27 protein-coding genes and 1 tRNA gene are annotated in these 23946 nt (G+C 70.8%); 13 read left to right on the top strand and 15 right to left on the bottom strand.

What is annotated here, in order from left to right; all coding sequences use genetic code 11:
* Window positions 1-27 precede the first annotated feature (27 nt).
* The 3 genes from OG897_RS40810 to OG897_RS12415 all read right to left on the bottom strand — a co-directional run bounded on the left by OG897_RS40810 (window position 28) and on the right by OG897_RS12415 (window position 2678).
* Window positions 28-774: a chaplin gene (locus tag OG897_RS40810; protein ID WP_323188034.1), complete on the bottom strand. Its 747-nt coding sequence runs from the start codon at window positions 772-774 to the stop codon at window positions 28-30.
* A gap of 146 nt (window positions 775-920) precedes the next feature.
* Window positions 921-1154 (bottom strand): chaplin, encoded by a 234-nt coding sequence (locus OG897_RS12420; protein ID WP_266655706.1) that lies wholly within the window; start codon window positions 1152-1154, stop codon window positions 921-923.
* Window positions 1155-1346: 192 nt separating this feature from the next.
* The gene (locus OG897_RS12415; RefSeq protein ID WP_266655704.1) at window positions 1347-2678 is read right to left on the bottom strand and encodes a M20/M25/M40 family metallo-hydrolase; all 1332 of its coding nucleotides are present in this window, start codon (window positions 2676-2678) and stop codon (window positions 1347-1349) included.
* Window positions 2679-2884: 206 nt separating this feature from the next.
* Here OG897_RS12415 and OG897_RS12410 point away from each other — a divergent pair.
* A tRNA-Leu gene (locus OG897_RS12410) sits at window positions 2885-2969 on the top strand.
* Window positions 2970-3083: 114 nt separating this feature from the next.
* Window positions 3084-3434 carry a zinc ribbon domain-containing protein YjdM gene (locus OG897_RS12405; protein WP_323188033.1) on the top strand — a complete coding sequence of 117 codons (351 nt, stop codon included), beginning with the start codon at window positions 3084-3086 and terminating at the stop codon, window positions 3432-3434.
* A 140-nt stretch (window positions 3435-3574) separates the two neighbouring features.
* Here OG897_RS12405 and OG897_RS12400 read toward each other — a convergent pair whose 3' ends face one another.
* The 4 genes from OG897_RS12400 to OG897_RS12385 all read right to left on the bottom strand — a co-directional run bounded on the left by OG897_RS12400 (window position 3575) and on the right by OG897_RS12385 (window position 7661).
* A complete protein-coding gene (locus tag OG897_RS12400; protein ID WP_266655702.1) occupies window positions 3575-4204 on the bottom strand; it encodes an MBL fold metallo-hydrolase in 630 nt (209 codons plus the stop codon).
* Window positions 4204-5289 (bottom strand): S-(hydroxymethyl)mycothiol dehydrogenase, encoded by a 1086-nt coding sequence (locus tag OG897_RS12395; protein ID WP_266655700.1) that lies wholly within the window; start codon window positions 5287-5289, stop codon window positions 4204-4206. The genes OG897_RS12400 and OG897_RS12395 overlap by 1 nt, the downstream gene beginning before the upstream one ends.
* A 112-nt stretch (window positions 5290-5401) precedes the next feature.
* On the bottom strand, window positions 5402-6868 hold the full coding sequence (locus OG897_RS12390; RefSeq protein WP_266655698.1) for an amino acid permease: 1467 nt from the start codon (window positions 6866-6868) through the stop codon (window positions 5402-5404).
* Window positions 6861-7661 (bottom strand): FadR/GntR family transcriptional regulator, encoded by an 801-nt coding sequence (locus tag OG897_RS12385; RefSeq protein WP_266655696.1) that lies wholly within the window; start codon window positions 7659-7661, stop codon window positions 6861-6863. The genes OG897_RS12390 and OG897_RS12385 overlap by 8 nt, the downstream gene beginning before the upstream one ends.
* Window positions 7662-7725: 64 nt before the next feature.
* Between OG897_RS12385 and OG897_RS12380 the strand changes: the two genes are divergently transcribed.
* Window positions 7726-8229: a gluconokinase gene (locus OG897_RS12380; protein WP_266655694.1), complete on the top strand. Its 504-nt coding sequence runs from the start codon at window positions 7726-7728 to the stop codon at window positions 8227-8229.
* 80 nt (window positions 8230-8309) lie between these two features.
* On the opposite strand, the gene OG897_RS12375 is transcribed toward OG897_RS12380, so the two are convergent.
* The 4 genes from OG897_RS12375 to OG897_RS12360 form a co-directional block, all read right to left on the bottom strand.
* Complete coding sequence (locus OG897_RS12375; RefSeq protein ID WP_266655692.1) at window positions 8310-8957, bottom strand: cytochrome b/b6 domain-containing protein; 648 nt, start codon at window positions 8955-8957, stop codon at window positions 8310-8312.
* Window positions 8899-9564: a molybdopterin-dependent oxidoreductase gene (locus OG897_RS12370; RefSeq protein WP_266656794.1), complete on the bottom strand. Its 666-nt coding sequence runs from the start codon at window positions 9562-9564 to the stop codon at window positions 8899-8901. Before OG897_RS12370 ends, OG897_RS12375 begins: the two co-directional genes overlap by 59 nt.
* Before the next feature lie 221 nt (window positions 9565-9785).
* A complete protein-coding gene (locus tag OG897_RS12365; RefSeq protein ID WP_266655690.1) occupies window positions 9786-11366 on the bottom strand; it encodes an APC family permease in 1581 nt (526 codons plus the stop codon).
* A gap of 126 nt (window positions 11367-11492) precedes the next feature.
* Entirely contained in the window at window positions 11493-12437 is a 945-nt protein-coding gene (locus OG897_RS12360) for a hypothetical protein (RefSeq protein ID WP_266655688.1), read from the bottom strand.
* 185 nt (window positions 12438-12622) lie between these two features.
* Here OG897_RS12360 and OG897_RS12355 point away from each other — a divergent pair, with 185 nt between their 5' ends.
* On the top strand, window positions 12623-13075 hold the full coding sequence (locus OG897_RS12355; protein ID WP_266655686.1) for an ASCH domain-containing protein: 453 nt from the start codon (window positions 12623-12625) through the stop codon (window positions 13073-13075).
* A 242-nt stretch (window positions 13076-13317) separates the two neighbouring features.
* Here the strand turns inward: OG897_RS12355 and OG897_RS12350 are convergent, their stop codons facing one another.
* Window positions 13318-15090: an FAD-binding dehydrogenase gene (locus OG897_RS12350; protein WP_266655684.1), complete on the bottom strand. Its 1773-nt coding sequence runs from the start codon at window positions 15088-15090 to the stop codon at window positions 13318-13320.
* Window positions 15091-15267: 177 nt separating this feature from the next.
* On the opposite strand from OG897_RS12350, the gene OG897_RS12345 reads away from it, so the two are divergent.
* The 9 genes from OG897_RS12345 to OG897_RS12305 all read left to right on the top strand — a co-directional run bounded on the left by OG897_RS12345 (window position 15268) and on the right by OG897_RS12305 (window position 22314).
* Window positions 15268-16161: a DMT family transporter gene (locus OG897_RS12345; RefSeq protein WP_266655682.1), complete on the top strand. Its 894-nt coding sequence runs from the start codon at window positions 15268-15270 to the stop codon at window positions 16159-16161.
* Window positions 16162-16276: 115 nt separating this feature from the next.
* Window positions 16277-16945 carry a TetR/AcrR family transcriptional regulator gene (locus tag OG897_RS12340; protein WP_266655680.1) on the top strand — a complete coding sequence of 223 codons (669 nt, stop codon included), beginning with the start codon at window positions 16277-16279 and terminating at the stop codon, window positions 16943-16945.
* Window positions 16946-16974: 29 nt separating this feature from the next.
* Complete coding sequence (locus OG897_RS12335; RefSeq protein WP_266655678.1) at window positions 16975-17745, top strand: glucose 1-dehydrogenase; 771 nt, start codon at window positions 16975-16977, stop codon at window positions 17743-17745.
* Between the two features lie 27 nt (window positions 17746-17772).
* Window positions 17773-18342 carry an NUDIX hydrolase gene (locus OG897_RS12330; protein ID WP_266655676.1) on the top strand — a complete coding sequence of 190 codons (570 nt, stop codon included), beginning with the start codon at window positions 17773-17775 and terminating at the stop codon, window positions 18340-18342.
* Window positions 18339-18731 carry a YidH family protein gene (locus OG897_RS12325; RefSeq protein WP_266655674.1) on the top strand — a complete coding sequence of 131 codons (393 nt, stop codon included), beginning with the start codon at window positions 18339-18341 and terminating at the stop codon, window positions 18729-18731. The genes OG897_RS12330 and OG897_RS12325 overlap by 4 nt, the downstream gene beginning before the upstream one ends.
* 79 nt (window positions 18732-18810) lie before the next feature.
* The gene (locus OG897_RS12320) at window positions 18811-19095 is read left to right on the top strand and encodes a DUF202 domain-containing protein (protein WP_323188031.1); all 285 of its coding nucleotides are present in this window, start codon (window positions 18811-18813) and stop codon (window positions 19093-19095) included.
* Window positions 19096-19202: 107 nt separating this feature from the next.
* On the top strand, window positions 19203-20255 hold the full coding sequence (locus OG897_RS12315) for a phosphotransferase family protein (protein WP_266655672.1): 1053 nt from the start codon (window positions 19203-19205) through the stop codon (window positions 20253-20255).
* A gap of 6 nt (window positions 20256-20261) precedes the next feature.
* The gene (locus tag OG897_RS12310) at window positions 20262-21482 is read left to right on the top strand and encodes an acyl-CoA dehydrogenase family protein (RefSeq protein WP_266655670.1); all 1221 of its coding nucleotides are present in this window, start codon (window positions 20262-20264) and stop codon (window positions 21480-21482) included.
* Window positions 21483-21672: 190 nt separating this feature from the next.
* Window positions 21673-22314 (top strand): acetate uptake transporter, encoded by a 642-nt coding sequence (locus OG897_RS12305; RefSeq protein ID WP_266655668.1) that lies wholly within the window; start codon window positions 21673-21675, stop codon window positions 22312-22314.
* Window positions 22315-22379: 65 nt separating this feature from the next.
* On the opposite strand, the gene OG897_RS12300 is transcribed toward OG897_RS12305, so the two are convergent.
* The 3 genes from OG897_RS12300 to OG897_RS12290 all read right to left on the bottom strand — a co-directional run bounded on the left by OG897_RS12300 (window position 22380) and on the right by OG897_RS12290 (window position 23923).
* Window positions 22380-22973, bottom strand: a complete 594-nt coding sequence (locus OG897_RS12300) for a TetR/AcrR family transcriptional regulator (protein WP_266655666.1) — start codon at window positions 22971-22973, stop codon at window positions 22380-22382.
* A gap of 69 nt (window positions 22974-23042) precedes the next feature.
* On the bottom strand, window positions 23043-23165 hold the full coding sequence (locus tag OG897_RS12295) for a hypothetical protein (RefSeq protein WP_266656829.1): 123 nt from the start codon (window positions 23163-23165) through the stop codon (window positions 23043-23045).
* Window positions 23162-23923: an SDR family oxidoreductase gene (locus OG897_RS12290; protein ID WP_266655664.1), complete on the bottom strand. Its 762-nt coding sequence runs from the start codon at window positions 23921-23923 to the stop codon at window positions 23162-23164. The genes OG897_RS12295 and OG897_RS12290 overlap by 4 nt, the downstream gene beginning before the upstream one ends.
* Window positions 23924-23946 lie beyond the last annotated feature (23 nt).

Here is a 23946-nt window from a genome sequence, read left to right as displayed (position 1 = left end):
CCGCTCCGCTGTCGTACAGCCGCGGGACTACGCCTGGGAGCGCGACCTGCGGTAGAGAATCGCGCCCGCGAGGAGCAGGCCCGCACTCGCCGGGATCACCGTGCCGAGCGAGCCGGAGGCTCCGGTCTGCGCCAGCGCCTCGATGGCCCTGGGCTGCGCGACGTTCCGCGTCTCGGGGGTGTTCGGAACGGCCGGGGTGTGCGGCTGGCCCGGGGTGTGCGGCTGGCCGGGCGTGCCCGGCGTCTGCGGCTCGTCGGGGGTGGGAGGCACGACCGGGGCGACGGGCTTCTCCGGGGTGACGGGCCCGGACTCGTTGGCGCAGTCGTTGCCGAAGACCGGGTTGAGAAGCCCGATGACGCTGACTCCGTTGCCGCACGCGTTCACCGGGACGTGCACCGGCACCTTGATGTTGTTGCCGGAGCCGACACCGGGCGAATCGCTCGTGTCGCCGTGGGCGGTCGCGCCGCCCACGGTGTGCGTGCCGGGCTTGCCGGGCCCGGGGAGGCCGGGCTTGCCGGGCGCGGCCGGGCGGGACTCGTTGGCGCAGGCGTTGCCGAGCGCGGGGTTGAGGACACCCACGACGCTGACGGTGTTGCCGCACGCGTTGACCGGGACGTGCACGGGGATCTGCACCGAGTTGCCGGACAGCACGCCCGGGGAGTTCGATGCGTTCCCCTCCGCACCCGAGTCGGCGTGCGCGGAACCGCCGCTCAGAGCGAGCACGCCACCGGCGGCCGCCATGGTGATCAGACCTTTTTTGGTGACCTGACGCATTGGATCGTTTCCTTGCCTCTGCCTACCGAAGAGCCCGCGGGCGTGATTGCCCGCGGGCCGAAAGCCCAAGCGGCCCCGGAGTGCATGGCGCGCACTCCGGGGCCGCCCGGGAATTTCAGACCCTCAAAGGGTCGTGCAGCTCAACGTCAGCTGTTGGAGCAGGTGTTGCCGAAGGTGGGGTTCAGCAGACCGATCACGGAGACCGTGTTGCCGCACGCGTTCACCGGGATGTGGATCGGGGCCTGAACGACGTTGCCCGAGAGGACACCGGGGGACTGCAGCGCAGCGCCCTGGGCACCCGAGTCGGCGACAGCCATGCCCGCACCCGCGAGAACGAGGCCACCCGTAGCAGCCGCAGCGGCGACGATCTTCTTGATCATTGTTGTTCCTCCTAGTTGAAAGGTGCGATCCCAGCCGCGGACCGCATCACCTGTAACGAAGAGAAACCGGCTGGGCTACGACCCAATGACTCCATTCACTCTTTTCATTCACGTAGCACGTACGGGCGAATAGCTGGGCAATACGTTTCAGCAACCGCCACAGGGGGCAACAGATGTCACCCCCCCTGGGCCTCAGCAGTTGTCGATGAAACGGTCCAGGACCCGTGCGCCGAACTTCAGCCCGTCGACCGGCACCCGCTCGTCGACCCCGTGGAACATGCCCGCGAAGTCCAGTTCCGGCGGCAGCTGGAGCGGCGCGAAGCCGAAGCAGCGGATGCCGAGGTCGTCGAAGTGCTTGGCGTCGGTGCCGCCGGAGAGCATGTACGGGATGGCGCGGGCGATGGGGTCCTCGGCACGCAGCGCGACCTGCATCGCGTCCACGAGCTTGCCGTCGAAGTCGGTCTCCAGGGCCTTGTCGCGGTGCGAGCGCTCCTCGTCGATCTTCACCCGGGGGCCGAGGATGCGGGCGAGGTCGGCGTGGAACTCCTCCTCGTACCCGGGCAGGAAGCGGCCGTCGACGTGGGCGCTGGCCTGCCCCGGGATGACGTTCACCTTGTACCCGGCGTCGAGCATGGTCGGGGCGGCCGAGTTGCGCAGGGTGGCCCCCACCATCTTGGCGATGCCGCCGAGCTTGGCCAGGGTCTCGTCCATGTTCTCCGGGTCGAGCTCGGTGCCGAGCGCGTCGGAGAGCTCGTCGAGGAAGGACCGTACGGTCTTGGTGACCCTGACCGGCCACTCGTAGCGGCCCAGCCGTCCCACCGCCTCGCAGAGCTCGGTGATGGCGTTGTCCTTGTTGGTCATGGAACCGTGGCCGGCGGTGCCGTCCACGGTGAGCCGCATCCAGTTCATGCCCTTCTGGGCGGTCTCCACCAGATACAGGCGCAGGTTCTCGTTCACGGTGAAGGAGAAGCCGCCGACCTCGCCGATGGCCTCCGTGACGCCCTCGAAGAGGTCCGGGTGCTTGTCGACCAGGTGCCTGGCCCCGTACGTGCCGCCCGCCTCCTCGTCGGCGAGGAAGGCCAGCACGATGTCGCGCGGGGGCTTGCGGCCGCTGCGCAGCCTGTCCCGTACGACCGCGAGGGTCATCGCGTCCATGTCCTTCATGTCGACCGCGCCGCGGCCCCACACGCAGCCGTCGGCGATCTCGCCGGAGAACGGGTCGTGGGTCCAGTCCGCCGCGTTGGCCGGTACGACGTCGGTGTGGCCGTGGATGAGGAGCGCGGGCCGTGACGGGTCCTCGCCCTCGATGCGGGCCACGGTGGAGGCCCGCCCCTGGTGCGACTCGAAGATCTTCGGCTCCAGGCCGACCTCCGCGAGCTTCTCGGCGACGTACTCGGCGGCCTTGCGCTCGCCCGGCCCGGAGTGGTCGCCGTAGTTGCTGGTGTCGATGCGGATGAGATCCCGGCAGAGGTCGACGACCTCGTCCTCGCCGGTCACCTTCCGGGTCGTGTTCGACTCACTCACGCTGGTTCCTCCCACTGCGTTGCTGGTGGTCCCTCTCATCCTCCCGCCCCCGGCTCCCGCACCCAAGGGGGGTCCTCTCCCGCAATGTGCCGTTCATGCAGGTGGGAGGGCACGGAGAGGGTGGTGATCGAGCACTCGAAACCCCTGGTATTGTTTTCCACGTCGGAACGGGAAAGCGCAGAACAGCCCCGAACGACAGACACCTTGTCCGGGTGGCGGAATGGCAGACGCGCTAGCTTGAGGTGCTAGTGCCCTTTATCGGGCGTGGGGGTTCAAGTCCCCCCTCGGACACCGAGTGAAAGACCCCCAGAGCTTCTGGGGGTCTTTCGCGTTCCCGGGAGCGCGGCCCCGGATCGGCGAAAGCCTGTGGCTGAGCCTTCCGGGTCAGGCCGATATCCTGAAGAAATGATGGAGAACCTCCCCCCTTGCCTCAAATGTTCCTGTGAGTACACCTACGAGATGGACGCCCTCGTGGTGTGCCCGGAATGCGGGCACGAGTGGGTGCCGCAGGAGGCGGGGGACGAGGCGGACGGCGAGCGGGTCGTACGGGATTCCGTGGGGAACGTGCTGACCGATGGGGATGCCGTGACCGTCGTGAAGGCGCTCAAGGTGAAGGGCAGCACGTCCGGAATCAAGGCGGGCACCAAGGTGCGCGGCATCCGGCTGATCGAGCCTGTCGACGGGCACGACATCGACTGCAAGGTGGACGGCTTCGGGGCGCTGCGGCTGAAGTCGAGCCTGGTGAAGAAGGTCTGAGAGGTACGGGAAGGGGGCTGCCCGGTGCGGGCGGCCCCCTTCGTCGTGCCTGCCCCCGGCGGGGCTCTCGTCGTGCGCTTCCGTCAGCGGCCGGGGGTGCGCGGCCGTCAGCGGCCGTGGGTGCGCTGGCGCCGGTGGCGTCAGTGGCCTCGGGTGATCCACGCGTCGAGGTGCGGGGCTTCCGCGCCGATGGTGGTGGGGTCGCCGTGGCCGGTGCGCACGGAGGTCCCCGCGGGGAGCGTCAGCAGGCGGTCGCGGATCGAGTCGACGATCGTCGGGAAGTGCGAGAAGGACCGGCCGGTGGCTCCCGGGCCGCCCTGGAAGAGGGTGTCGCCGGTGAAGACCGTGGCCAGGGCTTCGGCGTAGAGGCAGACCGCGCCCGGGGCGTGGCCCGGGGTGTGCAGGACGGCGAGGGTGGTGCCCGCGACGGTCAGCTCCTGGCCGTCGGTGAGGGTGCCGTCCGGGGTGCGGTCCGGGTGGGTCTGCTTCCAGAGGGGCAGGTCGTCCTCGTGGAGCAGGATCGGGGCGCCGGTGGCCTCGGCGAGGGCCGGGGCGGCGTCGATGTGGTCGTTGTGGGCGTGGGTGCAGACGATGGCGCGCAGGGTGCGGCCGTCGAGGGCGGTGAGGATCGCGTCCGCGTCGTGGGCGGCGTCGATGACGATCGCCTCGGTGTCGTCGCCGACGATCCAGACGTTGTTGTCGACGTCCCAGGTGCCGCCGTCGAGGGAGAACGTGCCGGAGGTGGTGAGGTGGTCGATGCGGGCCGCCATCAGAAGGTCACCACCGAACGCAGGACGTCGCCCTCGTGCATGCGCGCGAACGCCTTCTCGACGTCGCCCAGGCCGATGGTCTCCGTGACGAAGGCGGCGAGGTCGATGCGGCCCTGCTGGTGCAGGTCGATCAGCATCGGGAAGTCGCGGGACGGCAGGCAGTCGCCGTACCAGGAGGACTTGAGCGCGCCGCCCCGGCCGAAGACGTCGAGGAGGGGCAGTTCGAGCCGCATCTCGGGGGTGGGGACGCCGACGAGGACGACCGTTCCGGCGAGGTCGCGGGCGTAGAAAGCCTGCTTGTACGTCTCCGGGCGGCCGACGGCCTCGATGACGACGTCGGCGCCGTTCCCGCCGGTGAGGGCCTGGATGGCTTCGACGGGGTCCGAGGAGCGGGAGTTGACCGTGTGGGTGGCGCCCATGGACTTGGCGGTTGCGAGCTTGCGGTCGTCGATGTCGACGGCGATGATCTTCGACGCTCCGGCGAGGCGGGCCCCGACGATCGCGGCGTCGCCCACGCCCCCGCAGCCGATGACGGCGACCGAGTCGCCCCGGCCGACCTGGCCGGTGTTGATGGCGGCGCCGATGCCCGCCATGACGCCGCAGCCCAGGAGGCCCGCGACGGCCGGGGAGACCTCGGGGTCGACCTTGGTGCACTGGCCCGCGGCGACGAGGGTCTTCTCGGCGAAGGCGCCGATGCCCAGTGCCGGGGACAGCTCGGTGCCGTCGAGCAGGGTCATCTTCTGCCGCGCGTTGTGGGTGTCGAAACAGTACTGGGGGCGTCCGCGCAGACAGGCGCGGCACTGGCCGCAGACGGCACGCCAGTTGAGGATGACGAAGTCGCCGGGGACGACGTCGGTGACGCCTTCGCCCACGGACTCGACGATGCCCGCCGCCTCGTGGCCGAGGAGGAAGGGGAAGTCGTCGTTGATGCCGCCCTGCTTGTAGTGGAGGTCCGTGTGGCAGACGCCACAAGCCTGGATCTTCACCACGGCCTCACCGGGACCGGGGTCCGGCACCACGATCGTTTCCACGCGGACCGGCTCGTTCTTGCCCGGGGCGATCACTCCGCGTACCTGCTGTGCCATCTGGGGGTTCTCCCTGACCTCGATGGGTGTCTGACCTCGTAATACGTCCGACCATACGCCGGTCGGCCGCCTCCCCGGGGGGAGACGGCCGACCGTGGCGCACGGGTGCGGGTCAGGACTTCTCGGCGCGCTCCGCCGCGATGAGGTTCACCCGGCGGCGTACGACGAACCAGCCGCCGACGAGCATCGCGGCGATCACGGGAAGGCAGTAGACGGTCTTGCGGCCGTCGCCTCCGCCGTACCACATCAGGAAGACCACGGTCGCGAGGAAGACGAGCGTGACGATCTGGGTGTACGGAGCCCAGGGCAGTTTGTAGGAGGGCCTCTCGACCAGGCCCTCCTTCGAGCGGCGGTAGAACAGCAGCGAGCAGATCATGATCATCGCCCAGGTGCCGAGGATGCCGATCGAGGCGACGTTGATGACGATCTCGAAGGCGCTCTTGGGAACGAGGAAGTTGAGGCAGACACCGAGGGCGCCGAAGCCCGCCGTGAGCAGGATGCCGCCGTAGGGGACCTGGCCCTTGTTCATCAGACCGGTGAACTTCGGGGCGGAACCGGAGAGCGACATCGAGCGCAGGATGCGGCCGGTGGAGTACAGGCCGGAGTTCAGGCTGGAGAGGGCGGCCGTGAGCACGACGAGGTTCATGATGCTCGCGGCGCCCGGAATGCCGATCTTGTCCATGACGGTGACGAACGGGCTCTGGTCGGCGCTGTAGGCCGTGTAGGGCAGCAGCAGCGCGAGCAGGACGACCGAGCCGACGTAGAAGATGCCGACGCGCCACATGATCGAGTTGATCGCCTTGGGCAGGATCTTCGCCGGGTTCTCGGTCTCGCCGGCGGCGACGCCGCACAGTTCCACCGAGGCGTACGCGAAGACGACACCCTGGATGACCAGCAGCATCGGCAGCATGCCCAGGGGGAAGATGCCGTCGTTGTCGGCGATCGTGGAGAAGCCGGGGACGTGGCCGTCGACCGGGGTCTGGGTGGCCACCAGGTAGATGCTGATCAGCATGAAGACCACGAGGGCGGCGACCTTGATGATCGCGAACCAGAACTCCATCTCGCCGAAGTACTTCACCGAGATCAGGTTTCCGGCGAGGACCACGGCCAGGGCCGCGAGGGCGAGAACGCCCTGGGGTATGTCGCTGAACGCGGACCAGAACTGGGCGAACAGGGCGGCGGCCGTGATGTCGGCCATGGCGGTGGTCGACCAGTTCAGGAAGTACAGCCAGCCCGCCGCGAAGGCGCCCTTCTCGCCCATGAACTCACGGGCGTAGGAAACGAACGCGCCGGAGGACGGCCGGTACAGCACCAGCTCGCCGAGGGCGCGGACGACGAAGAACGCGAAGACGCCGCAGACGGCGTACGCGATGGCCAGGGAGGGGCCCGCGCCCGCCATCCGGCCGCCGGCGCCCAGGAAGAGGCCGGTGCCGATGGCGCCGCCGATGGCGATCATGTTGATGTGGCGGGACTTGAGGTCCTTGCTGTAACCCTCGTCACCCGCGTCGACGTGCTGGGACGTCGAGGGCGGGGACGGCGGGGCGGTGTCGACGGCCGCAGTGCGGGTGCGGTCACTCATGTATCGCTTCGCCTTCGTGTGGGGGATGTGCGGTACCGGGGCGCACGATCGAGTTGAGGGCGGTCTCGACGCGTTCGAGGTGGGCGGCCATGGCGTGCACGGCTGCCCCCTCGGACCCTTCGACGATCGCTTCGACCAGGACCCGGTGCTCGGTGTCCGACTGGCGTCGTCGGTCCCCGAGTTGGTTCAGGAAGCTGGATTGCCGCGCGAGGGCGTCCCGGATCTCTTCGATGACCTTCTGGAAGACGGGATTGCCCGATGCCCCGGCGACGGTGAGGTGGAAGAGCGTGTCCAGCGCCACCCAGGCGGTGGGGTCGGTCTCGCGTTCCATGCTCTCGATCAGTGTCAACAGGTGATCGATGTCGTCCTGGGTGCGGCGCTGAGCAGCGTACCCCGCCGCGGGGATCTCCACGTGACGGCGTACTTCCAGCAGGTCACGGGCCGAGTACGAGCCGAAGACCGGGTTGTGGTTCGGCCCTTGCGACGCGACGTACGTACCCTTGCCCGCGCGGGAGACCGTCAGGCCGAGGGCCTGGAGGGTGCGCAGGGCTTCACGGACGACGGACCGGCTGACGGCGAACCGCCGGCCGAGCTCCGCCTCGGTGGGGAGCTTGTCGCCCACGGTCAGTTCGCCGGACTCGATGGCGGTGCGCAGGTGCGCGAGGACGACGTCGGTGGCGCTGACGCGTCGGGGCACGGGCCCGTCGAGGTCGCCGAGCGGGTCGCCGCCGGGAACGGCGGGGTCGCTCGCGGGGGCATCGCCGGGGGTTGTCCGGCTGTCTGACAAGACCATGCGGAGAATGCTCGGGCGTTGTTACTGGTGCGTCAAGAGTGAACAGAGAGGATCGGGCTCGCTGATGAATTTCTCACACGCGGTAATTGTCATGGGTGTTGCGGGTACGGGGAAATCCACAATCGGGGCATTGCTGGCGGAAAGGGTGAGCGTCGCGTACGCGGAGGGTGATGACTTCCACCCGGCCGCGAACGTCGCGAAGATGGCCGCCGGAGTGCCCTTGGAGGACGCGGACCGCTGGCCCTGGCTCGATTCCGTGGGGGCCTGGGCGCGGGAGCGGGGCGAGGCGGGCGGCGTGGCGAGCTGCTCGGCGCTGAAGCGGGCGTACCGGGACCGGTTGCGGGAGGCGGCACCGGGGGTGGCCTTCGTGCATCTGGCCGGGTCGCGGGAGCTGATCGAGTCGCGGATGCGGGAACGGAAGGGCCACTTCATGCCGGTGGCGCTGCTGGATTCGCAGTTCGCGGCGCTGGAGGGGCTCGGCGACGACGAGTACGGGGTGACCGTGGACGTGGAGGGGACGCCGGAGGAGATCGTGGAGCGGGCGGTGGGGGCGCTCGCAAGGCTCTAGGGCGGGAGCGCTCCACGCCTCCACGCCTGCACGCCTGCACGCCTCCACGCCTCCACGGCTTTTTCCAGGGCTATGGGGCTCTAGGGCTTCCAGTGGGGGTGTTCGTCCCTGGCCCACTCCCTGTCGACCTCGCCCGTGCGCATGCCGCGTCGGGCTTCCGGGTGGGTCAGGGCCATCCACAGGTGTCCGGCGACGACGACGCCCGCCGCGAGGGCGAGCCAGTCGTGGACGAAGGTCGCTCCCGTGCGCCAGCTCAGCGGTGCCAGGTTCGTGAACCACATCAGCAGGCCGGTTCCGAGCATCACGAGCGCCGCGCCCGCGATCCACCCCGCGTAGAGCTTCTGGCCCGCGTTGAACTTGCCCGCCGGGCGGTCCGGGCGGCGTCGGCGGACCGCCCGCAGCCACTCCTTGTCGTACGACGTGAGGCGGGCCAGCAGCGCGAGGTCGGCCCGGAACGCGCGCGAGGCCAGGCCCAGCAGGTACGGGGCCGGGAGCAGGATGCCGGTCCAGATGTGGACGGTGACGACAAGGTGCCGGCGGCCGACGAGTTCCGCGAGCGCGGGGACGTACAGGCAGGCGGCGGTGGCGACGCACAGGAGCGTCAGGGTCGCGGTCGCGCGGTGGACGAGGCGTTCGGCGCGGGTGAACCGGCTCACCCGGGCGGGTAGTTCAGACGGTCGGGGTGTCGGTGCGTCCGTTGGACCTGCCGACCCAGGCGTCGACGTCATAGCCCAGCTCCTCCCAGTAGCCGGGGCGCACCCGGTCGGTGACGGTGATGCCGGAGAGCCATTTCGCCGACTTGTAGAAGTACATGGGCGCGACGTAGAGGCGGACCGGGCCGCCGTGCTGGTGGGGAAGGTCCTTGTCCTGCATCCTCAGGGCCACCAGTACGTCGTCGCGGCGTGCCTGCGGGAGGGTGAGGCTCTCGCTGTACGTGCCGTCGAAGCAGGTGAAGCGGATCGCGCGGGCGGTGTCCTTGACTCCGGCGAGGTCGAGCAGCCGGGAGAGCGTCACACCTTCGAAGGGGGTCCCGGGGACCCGCCAGCCGGTGACGCACTGGACGTCGCGGACGATCCGGGTCTGCGGCAGGGCGCGCAGGTCGGCCAGGGTGTAGGCGGTGGGCCGGTCCACCAGGCCGTCGACGGTGAGGCGGTAGGTGTCCGGGGTCTTCCGGGGCACCGACGCGGCCACGGAGTAGTAGCGGAAGCCACTGCTGTTGGGGAGGAGACCGGTGATGCCGGTGGGGTCCTTGCCCGCTGCGGCGCCGAGGAAGGAGTCGATGCCGTTCTGGAGGTACGGGGCGGCGGCCACGCCCACGGCCCCCACGCCGAGCATGCCGAGGACGAGGCGGCGGGCCACGGGGGCGCCCCGGGGTTCGGGGGACGGCCCGGGGTCGGGGCGTGGGGAGGGGGCGGTCCCGTCCGGTGGTTGAGGGGTCACGCCTCGATTCGAGCATCTGCGGGGCCCGGGGGCAAAGGTCCTCGCGTTCTCGTCAGACTTTCGTCATGAATCCCCGGCGGGGAGGGGACGCGCGCGCCTCCCCTCCCCCGGAGTGCTCAGCGGCCTGCGCTCTCCGCCTCCGCACCTGCGGCCTTGTCCAGTTGGAACGCCTCGTTGCCGAGGCCGATCCGGGCGTGCACCGCGGGCTTCTTCGCCTTGAGGACCGCGCCGTAGATCACTCCGCCGACCGCGGCGACGCCGATGATGCCGGGCAGGATCCAGCTCAGGGCCGAGCCGGACTCCGCCCCGACCAGCATGGCGAAGTCCTTGACGGTGTACACGGCGATGCCGAGCAGGGCGATCCCGGCGAGGCCCGAGCAGAGCAGCCGCCACTTCTGGGCCGCGCCCGCTCCGCGCCGTACGAAGAAGGCGATCACGGCGAACGACGCGACGGCCATCAGCAGGATGACGCCGAGCGCGCCGACGTTGCCCATCCAGGTGAACAGGTGCAGCACCGGGGTGGTGGGGTCGTCGACGGGCTTGTCGTCGGTGAGCGCGAAGGCCAGGACGACGATCAGGGAGACGACCGTCTGGAGGGCGGAGCCGGTGGCGGGGGCGCCGCTGACCTTGTTCGTACGGCCGAAGGCGGCGGGCAGGAGGCCCTCGCGGCCCATCGCGAAGGAGTAGCGGGCGACGACGTTGTGGAAGCTGAGCAGCGCGGCGAACATGCCGGTCACGAAGAGGATGTGCAGGACGTCGGTGAAGGTGGTCCCGAGGCGTTCCTCGACGAGCGTGAAGAGCATGCCGGGGCCCTGGTCGGTGGCCAGCTTGGCGACCTTGTCGGGTCCGGCGGCGATGCTGACGGCCCAGGAGCTGAGGGCCAGGAAGATCGCCGAGTAGGCGACGCCGAGGAACATCACGCGGGAGACGATCACGTGCGGGCGCTGGGTCTCCTCCGCGTACACCGGGGCCTGCTCGAAGCCGACGAACGCGGCGATGGAGAAGCAGAGGGCGGTGCCGAGCGCGACGCCGGGGCCGGAGAGGGTGGCGGGGTCGAACGCGGCGAAGGAGAGACCGGTGGCCTTGGCGGGTTCGGCGACGGCCGAGACGTCGAAGATGACGACGAGCACGCACTCGATGAGCAGCAGGACGCCGAGGACCTTGGCGTTGAGGTCGATCTTCAGCCAGCCGAGGACGCCGACGAGGACGACGCAGACCAGCGCGAAGACCCACCAGGTGATCTTGAGGCCGAGGTAGTTGGCGAAGATCCCCGACAGCTCGAACCCGAGGATGCCGAAGATGCCGACCTGCATCGCGCTGTACGCGACGAGGGCGACCAGGGAGGCGCCGGCGCCGGCGGTGGCGCCGAGGCCGCGGGCTATGTAGGCGTAGAAGGCGCCGGCGTTGTGGACGTGGCGGCTCATCTCGGCGTACCCGACGCTGAACAGGAGCAGGACCGCGCCCAGGATGAGGAAGAGGAGCGGCTGGCCGACCACTCCCATCACGCCGAAGATCGTGGGCATGACACCGGCGACGACCATGAGGGGGGCGCTGGCGGCGAGGACGGACAGCAGGAGGCCGAGGGTACCGAGACGGCCGGCGCGCAGGGCGCCCTCCTCGCCCTTGTAGGTGTTGATGCCGGCGTCGCCGCTGCTCGTCTCTGGGGTCGTGCGGGTGGGTGAACTGCCCGTGGCCATCGCGGGGTGGTCCCTTCGGTGTGTGTGGCGGGGAGGGGTGCGGTGGTGCTGGACTTGCGTCGTGCGGGGCTTGCGTGGTGCGGGCTTGCGTGGTGCGGGCTTGCGTCGGGGTCAGGCGTCTTCGCGTCAGGCGTCTCCGAGTACGACGCCTCGGGCGGCGCGGAATGCCTGGTGGGAGTCTCGGTCGGGGTAGGACCAGGGGGCGGCCGTGCGGTGCGGGCCGATCCGGTGGAACAGGGCGGCGGCCTCGGCGTACCGGCCCTCGCAGAACTTCGCGTGGGCGAGGAAGTTGAGGTCGACGCGCGAACGGGGGTGGTCCTCGCGTTCCCACTCCAGCCACCAGTCGAAGGCGGCCTTCATGGTCTGCCGGGCGCGGCGGCCCGCCCAGTGCCCGGAGGACTCCGGGTCGGGCGGCACCTGTCCGGCGACGGCGAGCGCACGGTAGCGCTCGGCGTGCGCGACGACGGGGAGCACGGCCAACGGGGAGTCTGCGGGGGCCTGTTCGGCGGCCCAGGCGGCGAAGTCGTACACCTCGTGGAGGGGGTCCTGCCCTATGTCGGGGCGGCGCTCGGCGAGGCGGGCGATGATCAGGTGGTGGGCGTGGTGGTGCTCGGGGTGCCGCAGCCTGACCTGGTCGTACAGCTGGGTGACCTCGTCCTCGGTGCCGAGGTGGCGGGCGAGGAGGAGCAGCGCGAGCCAGGGCGTGGGGTCCTCGGGGACCAGCCCCGCGACCTTGCGGCAGGACTGCCGGGCGCGGTCCGGGCTGCCCTTGCCGAGGAGGGCGCTGCTTACTTCGGCGCAGGCCAACAGGGCTGCGGCGTCCGCGCTTTCGGGTTCGGCGAGGAGCCAGTCCTTGGCCCAGGCGAGGGTGCCCTTGGGGGCGGCGAGGACGAGGAGGCGGTGGCCCCGGCGGTCCCAGTCGTCTCCCGTGCGGGCCAGCAGCGACCGGGCCCTGGTCCAGCGACCCTGGCCCAACTGTTCGCGCACCTCGACGAGTTCGGCGTCGTCGAGGGCAGGGTCGGGCGGCTGTTCGCCGCGGCGGCGGCGGAGAAGCGGCGGAGGAGGGGCCATCCGCGGGTACCTCCACGACGCGCGACGAGCAGGCTTTTGATCACGCACAGCAAACCGGTACGGGTGGCTCCGCGTCAAGCTCGTTCGGCGGGGAGTGAGGAGTCAACTGGAGTCGAGTGTTTGGCGGTTGGGTGGCGGGACTGCGCATCGCGGCAGGCGGGGGCCGTCGTGGCTAGGGTGGCCGGATGGACGACCACGTGAATTCCGCCGGAACCGCTCCCGTACGCATGCCGCTTCCGCCGTACTTGCTGGCATATCCGGGGCCGCTGCGGGACCGGTTGGTCGCGGCGGTGCTGACGGGGGAGAAGGTCTCGACGACCGGCCTGCTGTGCGAGTACGAGGCGGAGGACGAGGAGTTGCCGCCGGTGGGCGAGCGGTCGGCGCTGATCGACTCGGCGGGGCGGGAGGTGGCGGTGCTGGAGATCACCGAGGTACGGGTGCTGAGGCTGGGGGACGTGGATCTTCAGCACGCGCTGGACGAGGGGGAGGGGTACGGGTCGGTGGCGGAGTGGCGGGTGGGGCACGAGGCGTTCTGGCACGGGGAGGAGATGCGGGAGGCGCTGGGGGATCCGGGGTTCGTGGTGGACGACTCGACGATGGTGGTGGCGGAGAGGTTCCGGGTGGTGGAGGTGTTCTAGCCCGTCCGGGGTGGGGCTCCTGGTGGGGGTGGGGCTCCTTGGGGGGGGTGGGGCGGCAGCGGGGTGGGGCGGGGGCGCTCCGGGGTGGGCCCGGGGCGAGAGGGGCCGCCCCCTTGCCCGCCCGTTCCGCCCCCGGGGGCGGCCCCGCCGCCCAAGGAGGCTCGGCGAGGCGGCGCCGCCCGAGGGGGCGAGGCAGGGCGGAGCCCAAGGGGGCTGGGCGGAGGGGGCTGGGCTGGCGCGGCCTACCTGACCTCGCGTGCGGCGGCGCGGCCTGCGGCGCGGCCGGAGAAGATGCAGCCGCCCAGGAAGGTGCCTTCCAGGGAGCGGTAGCCGTGGACGCCTCCCCCGCCGAAGCCCGCCGCCTCTCCCGCCGCGTACACGCCGGGCAACGGAGTGCCGTCCGGGGTGAGGACGCGGGAGGAGAGGTCGGTCTCCAGGCCGCCGAGTGACTTGCGGGTCAGGATGTGCAGGCGTACGGCGATCAGCGGGCCCGCCTTCGGGTCCAGGATGCGGTGCGGGGTCGCAGTGCGGATCAGCTTGTCGCCGAGGTACTTGCGGGCCCCGTGGATCGCCGTGACCTGGAGGTCCTTGGTGAACGGGTTCGCCATCTCCCGGTCCCGGGCGACGATCTGGCCGCGCAGGTCGGCCTCGTCGATGAGGGGCTCCTTGGTGAGGGCGTTCATGCCGCGCACGAGGGAGGCCAGGTCCTTCTCGACGACGAAGTCCGCGCCGTTGTCCATGAACGCCTTCACCGGGGCGGGGACGGCGGCGCGGGCCCGGTCGAAGACACCGCGGACCGACTTGCCCGTCAGGTCGGGGTTCTGCTCGGACCCCGAGAGGGCGAACTCCTTGCCGATGATCTGCTGGTCCAGCACGAACCACGTGTAGTCGAACCCGGTCTTCATGATGTGGTCCAGCGTCCCGAGCGTGTCGAAGCCGGGGAAGAGGGGGACGGGGAGGCGACGCCCCCGCGCGTCCAGCCACAGCGACGAAGGGCCGGGCAGGATGCGGATGCCGTGCCTGGCCCAGATGGGGTTCCAGTTCTGGATGCCCTCGGTGTAGTGCCACATGCGGTCGCGGTTGATGTGGCTGGCACCGGCCGCCTCCGTGATGCCGAGCATGAGGCCGTCGACGTGCGCGGGGACGCCGGAGAGCATGTGCGCGGGCGGGGTGCCGAGGCGCTCGGGCCACTGGGCGCGCACCAGGTCGTGGTTGCCGCCGATGCCGCCGGAGGTGACGATCACCGCCTGGGCGCGGAGCGAGAAGTCGCCGGTGACGGTGCGGCTGCTGGCGGTGCCGCGTTCGGCGGACGAGGGTTCGAGCATCTCGCCGGTGACGGTGTCGACCGTTCCGCCGGTACGCTCCAGGCCGGTCACCCGGTGCCGGAAGCGGAACGTGACGAGACCTCGGGCGACGCCCTCGCGGACCTTGCGCTCGAAGGGGGCCACGAGGCCGGGACCCGTGCCCCAGGTGATGTGGAAGCGGGGTACGGAGTTGCCGTGGCCGTTGGCGTCGTAGCCACCGCGCTCCGCCCAGCCGACGACAGGGAAGAAGCGGACGCCCTGCTGGTGCAGCCAGGAGCGCTTCTCCCCCGCCGCGAAGTCGACGTACGCCTCAGCCCACTTGCGGGGCCAGGCATCCTCGTCGCGGTCGAATCCGGCGGTGCCCATCCAGTCCTGGAGAGCGAGGTCGCGGCTGTCCTTGACCCGCATCCGGCGCTGTTCGGGCGAGTCGACGAGGAAGAGACCGCCGAAGGACCAGTGGGCCTGGCCGCCGAGGGACTGCTCGGGCTCCTGGTCCAGGAGGATCACCTTGCGCCCGGCATCGACCAGTTCGGCGGTCGCGACGAGGCCCGCGAGGCCCGCGCCGACGACGATGACGTCCGCGTCGTAGCCGCTGCGGCCGGTGTCACGTCCGGAGTCACGGCCCGCGCCCTCGCTGCCGGTGCCGTCGTGGCCGGTGCCCTCGCTGCCGGTGACGTCGTGACCGGTGGCGTCGTTCCCCTTGGCGTCCATGGCCCGATCTTCGGTACGCGGGAGTAACTAGTCAACCGTTCGACCGACCGCTTTCGGTGCCCTCCCGGGGGTATCCGTGACGGAGGACGCCCTTCCCCGCCGCTCCGGCGATCACACCCCGTGTGACGCTATGGTCGGCCAAGTCCACCGATTCCCCCCGTACTTGAGGTTTCCCCGGTGTCGCTGACCGTTCTCGTACTGGCCCTGAGCGCCGCGTGCTGCATTGGTTTCGGTTTTGTACTCCAGCAGGATGCCGCCCGACGGGCGCCACTCGGCGACTTCCTGTCGCTGCGGCTCCTGCTCGACCTGGTGCGGGTGCCGCGCTGGCTGGCCGGGATCGGCTGCATGGTGGCGGGCATGGTGCTGGGCGCGCTGGCGCTGTCGTACGGCGAGGTGTCGGTGGTCGAACCCCTGCTGGCGACGAACCTCCTCTTCGCCATGGCGCTGTCGCGACGGCTCACGGGGCGCAGGCTCGGCCGTCGGGGCTGGGCGGGACTGTGGCTGCTCGCGGGCGGAGTGGCGGCCTTCCTGCTGGCGGGGCAGCCGCACGGCGGGCGGGCCGGGGTCGGTCCGCTGCGGCACTGGCTGGTCGTCGGCGTCGTCGTGGGCCTCGCGCTGCTGTTGACCGCGCACGCCAAGCGGTACCGGATGAGCTCGGGTCCTGCGCTCCTCGCGCTCGCGGCCGGGCTGCTCTACGGCTTGCAGGACGCGCTGACCCGGGCGAGCGGGCAGCGCTTCACCGAGGGCGGGTGGGACGCGCTGCTCGGGAGCTGGCAGCCGTACGCCGTGCTGGCGCTCGGTCTCGTCGGGCTCGTCCTGGTCCAGAGCGCGTTCGAGACGGGCACGCTGCGCGGTTCGCTGCCCGCGCTCACGGCGGCGCAGCCGCTCTCCGGAGTGGCGTGCGGGATCGGCTTCCTGGGCGACCAGCTCCGTACGACGCCGGGGGCACTGGCCGGGGAGGCGGCGGGGCTGGTGGCGATCGTGGCGGGCATCGTGCTGCTGAGTCGGCATCCGGCGATGCCGGGCGGGGTGAAGGCGGCAGCGGAGAAGGTGCTCGCCACCAGCCGCTGACATGGCACCTGAGCAGCGGCTTCAGACCCACTAATGCCCGGGCTAATGCCCGGGCTAATGCCCGAGCTAATGTCCGGCATTGCCATTTAATAATGGCCAGTATTACAGTGGTCGCATGGCAAGGACGTCAGGACCCGAGACCCGGGAGAAGCTGATCCGTGCGGCCGAGGAGGTCTTCTCCGCGCAGGGAGTGGACGGGGCGCAGCTACGGGACGTGGTGAGGCTGGCCGGGCAGGGAAATCCGTCGGCCGTGCAGTACCACTTCGGCTCGCGCACCGGTCTCCTCGACGCCGTCATGGCGGGACGCCAGGCGCGCACCGAGCAGGTGCTCGCACCGTTGCTGTCCCAGCTGCCCGAAGCCGCCTCCGTACGGGAGCTGGTCACGGTCCTCGTCGCGGCGGAGGCCACCGAACTGGCCGACGCGCGCGGGCTGCGCTGTCTGCGCATCTCGGCGCAGCTCAGCCACGAGAGCGGCGTACGGTCCCGGACCCCGCACCCGACGCTGGCGGGCACCGCGTACTGGCGGCTGATCGAACGGGTCGAGTCCGCCCTCGTGCGGGACGCACTGCCCGAGGCGCTGCGGCTGGAGCGCCTGGACCTGGCGCTCACGCTGATCGGGGCCGCCCTCGCGGACCGCGCCCGTCAGGTGCTCGCCGGGGTTACCCCGCTGACCACCCCGAACGTGTTCCTCGCCGATCTCGTGGAGACGACGACGGCCCTGCTCGGCGCGCCCCACACCCACGTACCAGAGAACCCTCCTGAGCATCTGCCGCACGTCTCGTGAACCGCCCACTCGTGAGAGAAGAACGCACCATGAACAACAACGACCTCACCGGCAAGACCGTCATCATCACGGGCGGCGCCCGGGGTCTGGGCGCGGAGGCCGCCAGGCAGGCGGTCGCCGCCGGGGCCAACGTCGTCATCACCGACGTGCTCGACGAGGAGGGCGCGGCCACGGCCGCCGAGCTGGGCGAGCGGGCCCGTTTCCAGCACCACGACGTGACGTCGGAGGAGGACTGGGCGCGGGTCGCGGCGTACGCGGTCGCGGAGTTCGGCTCCCTGGACGGCCTGGTGAACAACGCGGGCATATCCACCGGCCAGTTCCTCGCGGAGGAGTCGGTCGAGCACTTCCGCAAGGTCCTCGACATCAACCTGACCGGCGTCTTCATCGGGATGAAGGCCGTCATCCCCGCGATGAAGGAGACCGGCGGCGGTTCGATCGTCAACATCTCCTCGGCCGCGGGGCTGATGGGTCTGGCGCTGACCGCCGGGTACGGCGCGTCCAAGTGGGGCGTGCGCGGCCTGACGAAGATCGGTGCGGTCGAGCTGGGCACGGCGAAGATCCGCGTGAACTCGGTGCACCCGGGCATGACGTACACCCCGATGACGGCGGCCGTCGGCATCCAGCAGGGTGAGGGCAACTACCCGAACACGCCGATGGGCCGGGTGGGCGAGGCGGACGAGATCGCGGGCGCGGTCGTCTTCCTGCTGTCGGACTCGGCGTCGTACATCACGGGCGCGGAGCTCGCGGTGGACGGCGGCTGGACGGCCGGCCCGACCGTGAAGTACGTCATGGGTCAGTGATCCTCGGGTTGTTGTTGGATGGGGACCATGAACCCCAGTGACCCGAGCAGCCCCGGCAGCCCCGGCAATCCCGACAGCCCCGGCAATCCCAGTGAAGAGATGCTGGACGTCGTCGACGAGAACGACGAGGTCGTAGGGCAGGCCCCGCGCGGTGAGGTGTACGCGCGGGGCCTTCGCCATCGCTGCACCTTCATCCGGGTGCGGGACGCCGAGGGGCGGATCTTCGTGCACCGGCGGACGGCGACGAAGCTGGTGTACCCCTCGCTGTACGACATGTTCGTCGGCGGTGTGGTCGGCGCGGGCGAGTCCTACGACGCGGCGGCGCTGCGCGAGGCGGAGGAGGAGCTGGGGGTCTCCGGGCTGGCGCGGCCCACGCCGGTGCTGAAGTTCCTCTACGAAGGCGCCGACGGGCAGAGCTGGTGGAGCCAGGTGTACGAGGTGCGGTGCGAAATGCCGGTGGACCCGCAGGTCGAGGAGGTCGCCTGGCACACCTTCCTGACGGAGGAGGAGCTGGCGCGGCGGACCGGTGCGGGCGCGGAGGGCTGGGAGTGGGTTCCGGACGGGCTGGCGGCGTACACCCTGCTGAAGAGCCGGTGAGCCGCCTGTCGGAGGGCCTGCGGCTGTGGGTCGCGCCGCGGCGGGTGCAGGAGGAGGGCGAGACGCCGGACTATCGGTTCTCGCTGGCCAACGAGCGGACCTTCCTGGCCTGGGTGCGCACCGCGCTGGCACTGGTGGGGGCCGGGTTCGCGGTGGACCAGTTCCTGCCGGAGCTGCGGTGGGGGGTGCGGGTCGGGATGGCGCTGGCCCTGCTGGCGGCGGGGGCGCTGTGCGCGCTGCGGGCGGTGAACCACTGGGTGCGGTGCGAGCGGGCGATGCGGCGGGGCGAGGACCTGCCGGTGACGCGGTTCCCGACCGTGCTGAGTCTGGTGGTGGGGGTGGTCGCGGTGGCGATGGTGGTGGTCGTGGTGTTCGGGTGGGCGGGGTGATCCCGTGAGTGCGGGCGTGAGTGCGGGCGGGACTTCGGCCGGGCCCTCGGAAGGCCCTTCGGCGGCGCGGGATCCGGGGTTGCAGCCGGAACGGACCAGGCTGGCGTGGCGGCGTACGACGCTGTCGGCGACGGTGGTGGCGGTGCTGGCGGGAAAGCAGGCGGTGCGTGACGGGGTGTCGGGGGTGGGGGTCGTCGGGGCGGCTCTGAGCGCGCTGGTGTGGGTGGGGTTTCTGGTGGTCGCGCATGGGCGGATGCGGGAGTTGGATCGGGTGCGGCCGGTGGGGCTGGGGGTGGGGAGGGCTTGGGTGCTGGTGGGGTGCGGGGTGGCGTTGGCGGGGTTCGGGGCGGCGGTGGTGTGGTGAGAGGCTCCTCTTCCGGGGCGGGGCGGGGACAACGGGGGGTGGACGGCATACCGACTGGTCGGCATCATGGGCGGGACCGTTAGCCGCACGTGCCGGAGGTACCGCCCATGAGCACCGTCCCCCCACCCGGCCCCCCGACCGGCTCCGCGCCCCCGGGCCTCGATCCGGAGCGCCTGCGGGAGTACCTGGACAGGGAACGGCCGGGGCTGGCGGGCGGCGAGCTGACCGCGCGCCTCATCGAGGGCGGTCGGTCCAACCTGACGTACGACGTCACGGACGGACGGAACCGGTGGGTGGTGCGCCGCCCGCCGCTCGGCCACGTACTGGCGACGGCGCACGACATGAAGCGCGAGTTCCGGGTGATCAGCGGGCTGCATCCGACGCCGGTGCCGGTGCCCGCTCCGGTGCTGCTGTGCGAGGACGAGTCCGTGCTCGGAGCGCCGTTCTACGTGATGGAGTTCGTGGAGGGGACCCCGTACCGGACGGCGGAAGATCTGGCTCCGCTCGGGCCCGAACGGACGCGTGCGGCGGCGCTCGGGCTGGTGGACACCCTGGTGGAGTTGCACGCCGTGGACCCGGCGGAGGCCGGGCTCGGGGACTTCGGGCGGCCCGACGGCTTCCTCGACCGCCAACTGAGGCGCTGGGGAAAGCAGTTGGACGCCTCGCGCAACCGCGACCTGCCGGGCATCGACGAGCTGCACGCCGCACTCGGGCGGGAGCTGCCCGGCTCCCCCGCGCCGACCGTCGTACATGGTGACTATCGCCTCGACAACGTCCTGATCGGCGGCCCGGACGACGGGATCCGGGCGATCCTGGACTGGGAGATGTCCACGCTGGGCGACCCGTTGACGGACCTCGGGCTGCTCGTGATGTACGGGACGAAGCTGGACCTGCCCGACTCCCCGATCTCCACGACCGCTTCGGCGGCCGGGCATCCGACGGCGGACGAGATCGTCGCGCGGTACGCGGCGGCGTCCGGGCGGGACGTGTCGGCGGTGCACTGGTACACGGCGTTCGCCTGGTTCAAGCTCGCGGTGATCCTCGAAGGCATCCACTACCGCTACACGCTCGGGCAGACGGTCGGCGCCGGTTTCGACCGGATCGGCGAGCTCGTCCCCGTCTTCATCCAGCACGGCCTGACGACCCTTCGGAAGGGCTGAGGAACCATGGACTTCGCTTACGACGCACGGACCGAAGAACTGCGCGGCAGGCTGCTCGCCTTCATGGACGAGCACGTGTACCCGGCGGAGGCGGTGGCGCACGAGCAGCGGGCGCTGCTCGACTCGCCGTGGGACACGCCCGCGGTGGTGGCGGAGCTGAAGGCGGAGGCGCGGCGGCAGGGGTTGTGGAACCTTTTCCTGCCCGACGCCGCGTACGGGGCGGGGCTGACGAACCTCCAGTACGCGCCGCTCGCCGAAATCACCGGCCGGTCCCCGCAGTTGGCCCCGACCGCGCTGAACTGCGCGGCGCCCGACACCGGGAACATGGAGCTGCTGTTCCAGTTCGCCACCGAGCAGCAGAAGAAGCAGTGGCTGGAGCCGCTGCTCGCCGGGGAGATCCGCTCGGCGTTCGCGATGACGGAGCCGGAGGTGGCGTCGTCGGACGCGACGAACATCGAGACGCGGATCGAGCGGTCCGCCGACGGGTCCGAGTACGTCGTCACCGGACGCAAGTGGTACATCTCCGGGGCGATGAACCCGGACTGCAAGGTCTTCATCGTGATGGGCAAGACCGACCCGGACGGCGACGACGTGCGCCGCCAGCAGTCGATGATCCTGGTGCCGCGCGACACGCCCGGCGTGGAGATCCGCCGGGCGATGCAGGTGTACGGGTACGAGGACCACTCCCACGGGGGGCATGCGGAGGTGGTCTTCGACGGTGTACGGGTGCCCGCCGCGAACCTGGTCGGCGAGGAGGGCGGCGGCTTCGCCATCGCGCAGGCGCGGCTCGGCCCCGGGCGCATCCACCACTGCATGCGGCTGATCGGGATGGCGGAGCGGGCCGTCGAGCTGATGTGCCGGAGGGCGGTGGCGCGCACCGCCTTCGGGAAGCCCCTCGCCCAGCAGGGTGTCGTACAGAACTGGATCGCGGACGCGCGGGTGACCGTGGAGCAGCTGCGGCTGCTGGTGCTGAAGACGGCCTGGCTGATGGACACGGCCGGCAACCGGGGTGCGCACACGGAGATCCAGGCGATCAAGATCGCGACACCTCGGGCGGTGCTCGGGATCATCGATGACGCGGTGCAGCTGTACGGGGCGGGGGGCGTGAGCCAGGACTATCCGCTGGCGGAGCTGTGGGCGGCGGCGCGGACGCTGCGGCTGGCGGACGGGCCGGACGAGGTGCATCAGAGGTCGCTGGCGCGGCGGGAACTGAAGAAGTACGTGTAGGGCCTCGGCAGGGCCTTTCGGGGCGGCGGTAGGGCCGAGTGGCCCCTGTGGCCGGGACTGAGATCCCGGCCACAGGGGCCACTTTTCGTCAGGTTACGACCGAATCGCCCGGTAAGTTCGATGGGTCACACCTCGTTCGGCCTTGCATTCGAAGCCGAAGTTGAGGCCGTCCATGCGAAAGTGCCGCCCCATGTCTCACGCCCCCGCAGCTCCCGCCGCGTCTGCCGCGCCCGCCGCGTCTGCCGCACCCGCCGCACCCGCCGCACCCGCGATTGTCAAGATCGCCAACCCCGGTCCGCTCGGGCTGGCCGCGTTCGCGCTGACCACGTTCGTGCTCAGCATGTTCAACTCGGGCCTGGTCTCGAACGCCGCGCTGAGCGCGGTCGTGCTGCCGCTGGCGCTGTTCTACGGCGGGCTGGCGCAGTTCGCGGCGGGGCTCTTCGAGTTCCGGCGGGGGAACACGTTCGGGGCGACGGCGTTCGTGTCGTACGGGTCCTTCTGGATGGCCTTCGCCGGGTACGTGAAGTTCGTCGTGCCGGGGCTGCCGAAGGAGGACGCGCACCTGGCGACGGGGCTGTTCCTGATCGCGTGGTTCGTGTTCACGCTGTACATGACGGTGGCGGCGCTGAAGCTGGACGTGGCGCACCGGCTGATCTTCGCCACGCTGACGCTGACGTTCTTGTTCCTGGCGCTCGGGGACTTCGCGCAGAACCCGACGCTGGGGCACATCGGTGGCTGGCTGGGACTGCTGACCGCGGGCTTCGCCTGGTACACCTCCTTCGCGACGGTGACCAACGAGACGTGGGGGCGGAAGGTCCTGCCGCTCGGCTGAGGCGCACAGGAGCAGAAGCGGGGCGCGGGGCCGGCACGGCTCCGCGCCCCTGTCGTGCCGGGGGGCTACGGGCGCAGCGCCCTCAGCAGGAGGTCGGCCAGGTGACCGGCGACCTGCTGGGGGGTGAGCGGGCCGTCCGGGCGGTACCACGTCGACAGGTGGTGGACCGAGCCGAAGTGGTAGTCGACGACCAGGTCGGCGGGGGTGGCCGTGGAGAAGACGCCGCTGCGTTGCCCCTCCTCCACCAGGGCGCGGAAGCGTTCGTGGTAGCGGCGGCGTTCGGAGCGGACCTGCTTGTCCTTCTCGGGGCTCAGGTGGTGCATGGAGCGGAAGAAGATCGACGCGTCGTCGAGGTTCTCGATGGTCGTGACGACGACGTCGGCGGCGGCGTCCCGGAGCCGGTCCTCGACGGGTGCGTCCGCGTCGGCGAAGGCGTCGAGGCGTTCCTGCTGGAGGCGCAGCACCCTCCCGTACACCTCGTGCAGCAGGTCGTCCTTGGAGCCGAAGTAGTGGTAGAGGGCGCCCTTGGTGACGCCCGCCGCCTCCACGATCTCCTGGACCGACGTCCTGTCGTAGCCGCGTTCGGCGAAGAGCCGGGTGGCGGCGGCCAGCAGCCGCTGCGGGACGGGAGTGCCGCCGGGTTCGGTCGTCCTGGCCATGTGCCGCTACCTGCCTTGCCTGTGCGCATGATGCGTGAAGAGTGGTCGTACATGTGCGAGCCGCTAGTGCTACTGCTGGTTCTGAGAACGCAGTTCCCGCCGGAGGATCTTCCCACTCGCGGTCTTGGGGAGCTCCGGCAGGACCACCACCTCGCGCGGATATGTGACGGCGTCGGACAGGGCCTCCGTCATTTCCCCGTCCCTTCCCACTTCTGCTGAAGTTGGTTCATCCCGGTCAGCCACCGGTCCGGGTCTCCCGCACGCGCCGCGTAGTAGTCCGCCACTTCGGGGTGCGGCAGGATCAGGAAGCGGTCGGCCTCCATGCCCGCGAAGAGGGCGTCGGCGACGTCCTCGGGCTCGATGGCGGTCGGGGCGAGCACCAGGTCGCCCGCCGATCCGGCGGAGGTCAGCATGTCCGTCCGTACCCCTTGGGGGCAGATCGCATGGACCTTCAGACCCTTGTGGCGGTACGTCAGCGACAGCCACTCGGCGAAGGCCAGTGCCCCGTGCTTGGTCACGCTGTAGGGGGCCGCCCCGATCATCGTCAGCAGCCCGGCGGCGGACACCGTGGACACGAACCGGCCGCTCCCGCGCTCCACCCACTCCGGGATCAGCGCACGGGCGGCGCGGACGTGCGCCATCACGTTGACGTCCCAGGCGAGTTCCCAGAGGTCTTCCGCGAACGGGTCGCCGCCGCAGCCGACTCCCGCGTTGGCGCAGTACACGTCGATCCGGCCGCCCAGTGCCTCGCGGGCCTCCTCGATGATTCCGGAGGCGTCTCCGGGGACGGCGACCGCGCCGATCTCCTCGGCGACCGCCTTGGCCTTGCCCGCGTCCAGGTCGTTGACCACGACCCGGGCACCCTCGGCCGTGAACCTGCGGGCCAGGGCGGCTCCGATGCCGCCTCCCGCACCCGTGACCACGACCGTCGCGCCCTGCACCGCATCCATCCGGGGCCTGCCTCTCCATGCCG

This window comes from Streptomyces sp. NBC_00237 (genome assembly GCF_026342435.1).
Lineage (GTDB): Bacteria > Actinomycetota > Actinomycetes > Streptomycetales > Streptomycetaceae > Streptomyces.
Note: the sequence above shows the minus strand (reverse complement) of the source record. Positions and strands in the feature narration are given on the sequence as shown.

Excerpts from the sequence above, each read along its gene's own strand:
- OG897_RS40810 (WP_323188034.1), bottom strand. The coding sequence starts at position 774 with ATGCGTCAGGTCACCAAAAAAGGTCTGATCACCATGGCGGCCGCCGGT.
- OG897_RS12420 (WP_266655706.1), bottom strand. The coding sequence starts at position 1,154 with ATGATCAAGAAGATCGTCGCCGCTGCGGCTGCTACGGGTGGCCTCGTT.
- OG897_RS12405 (WP_323188033.1), top strand. The coding sequence starts at position 3,084 with ATGATGGAGAACCTCCCCCCTTGCCTCAAATGTTCCTGTGAGTACACC.
- OG897_RS12400 (WP_266655702.1), bottom strand. The coding sequence starts at position 4,204 with ATGGCGGCCCGCATCGACCACCTCACCACCTCCGGCACGTTCTCCCTC.
- OG897_RS12395 (WP_266655700.1), bottom strand. The coding sequence starts at position 5,289 with ATGGCACAGCAGGTACGCGGAGTGATCGCCCCGGGCAAGAACGAGCCG.
- OG897_RS12390 (WP_266655698.1), bottom strand. The coding sequence starts at position 6,868 with ATGAGTGACCGCACCCGCACTGCGGCCGTCGACACCGCCCCGCCGTCC.
- OG897_RS12385 (WP_266655696.1), bottom strand. The coding sequence starts at position 7,661 with ATGGTCTTGTCAGACAGCCGGACAACCCCCGGCGATGCCCCCGCGAGC.
- OG897_RS12380 (WP_266655694.1), top strand. The coding sequence starts at position 7,726 with ATGAATTTCTCACACGCGGTAATTGTCATGGGTGTTGCGGGTACGGGG.
- OG897_RS12375 (WP_266655692.1), bottom strand. The coding sequence starts at position 8,957 with ATGACGTCGACGCCTGGGTCGGCAGGTCCAACGGACGCACCGACACCC.
- OG897_RS12370 (WP_266656794.1), bottom strand. The coding sequence starts at position 9,564 with ATGCTCGGCGTGGGGGCCGTGGGCGTGGCCGCCGCCCCGTACCTCCAG.
- OG897_RS12365 (WP_266655690.1), bottom strand. The coding sequence starts at position 11,366 with ATGGCCACGGGCAGTTCACCCACCCGCACGACCCCAGAGACGAGCAGC.
- OG897_RS12360 (WP_266655688.1), bottom strand. The coding sequence starts at position 12,437 with ATGGCCCCTCCTCCGCCGCTTCTCCGCCGCCGCCGCGGCGAACAGCCG.
- OG897_RS12355 (WP_266655686.1), top strand. The coding sequence starts at position 12,623 with ATGGACGACCACGTGAATTCCGCCGGAACCGCTCCCGTACGCATGCCG.
- OG897_RS12350 (WP_266655684.1), bottom strand. The coding sequence starts at position 15,090 with ATGGACGCCAAGGGGAACGACGCCACCGGTCACGACGTCACCGGCAGC.
- OG897_RS12340 (WP_266655680.1), top strand. The coding sequence starts at position 16,277 with ATGGCAAGGACGTCAGGACCCGAGACCCGGGAGAAGCTGATCCGTGCG.
- OG897_RS12335 (WP_266655678.1), top strand. The coding sequence starts at position 16,975 with ATGAACAACAACGACCTCACCGGCAAGACCGTCATCATCACGGGCGGC.
- OG897_RS12330 (WP_266655676.1), top strand. The coding sequence starts at position 17,773 with ATGAACCCCAGTGACCCGAGCAGCCCCGGCAGCCCCGGCAATCCCGAC.
- OG897_RS12315 (WP_266655672.1), top strand. The coding sequence starts at position 19,203 with ATGAGCACCGTCCCCCCACCCGGCCCCCCGACCGGCTCCGCGCCCCCG.
- OG897_RS12310 (WP_266655670.1), top strand. The coding sequence starts at position 20,262 with ATGGACTTCGCTTACGACGCACGGACCGAAGAACTGCGCGGCAGGCTG.
- OG897_RS12305 (WP_266655668.1), top strand. The coding sequence starts at position 21,673 with ATGTCTCACGCCCCCGCAGCTCCCGCCGCGTCTGCCGCGCCCGCCGCG.
- OG897_RS12300 (WP_266655666.1), bottom strand. The coding sequence starts at position 22,973 with ATGGCCAGGACGACCGAACCCGGCGGCACTCCCGTCCCGCAGCGGCTG.
- OG897_RS12295 (WP_266656829.1), bottom strand. The coding sequence starts at position 23,165 with ATGACGGAGGCCCTGTCCGACGCCGTCACATATCCGCGCGAGGTGGTG.
- OG897_RS12290 (WP_266655664.1), bottom strand. The coding sequence starts at position 23,923 with ATGGATGCGGTGCAGGGCGCGACGGTCGTGGTCACGGGTGCGGGAGGC.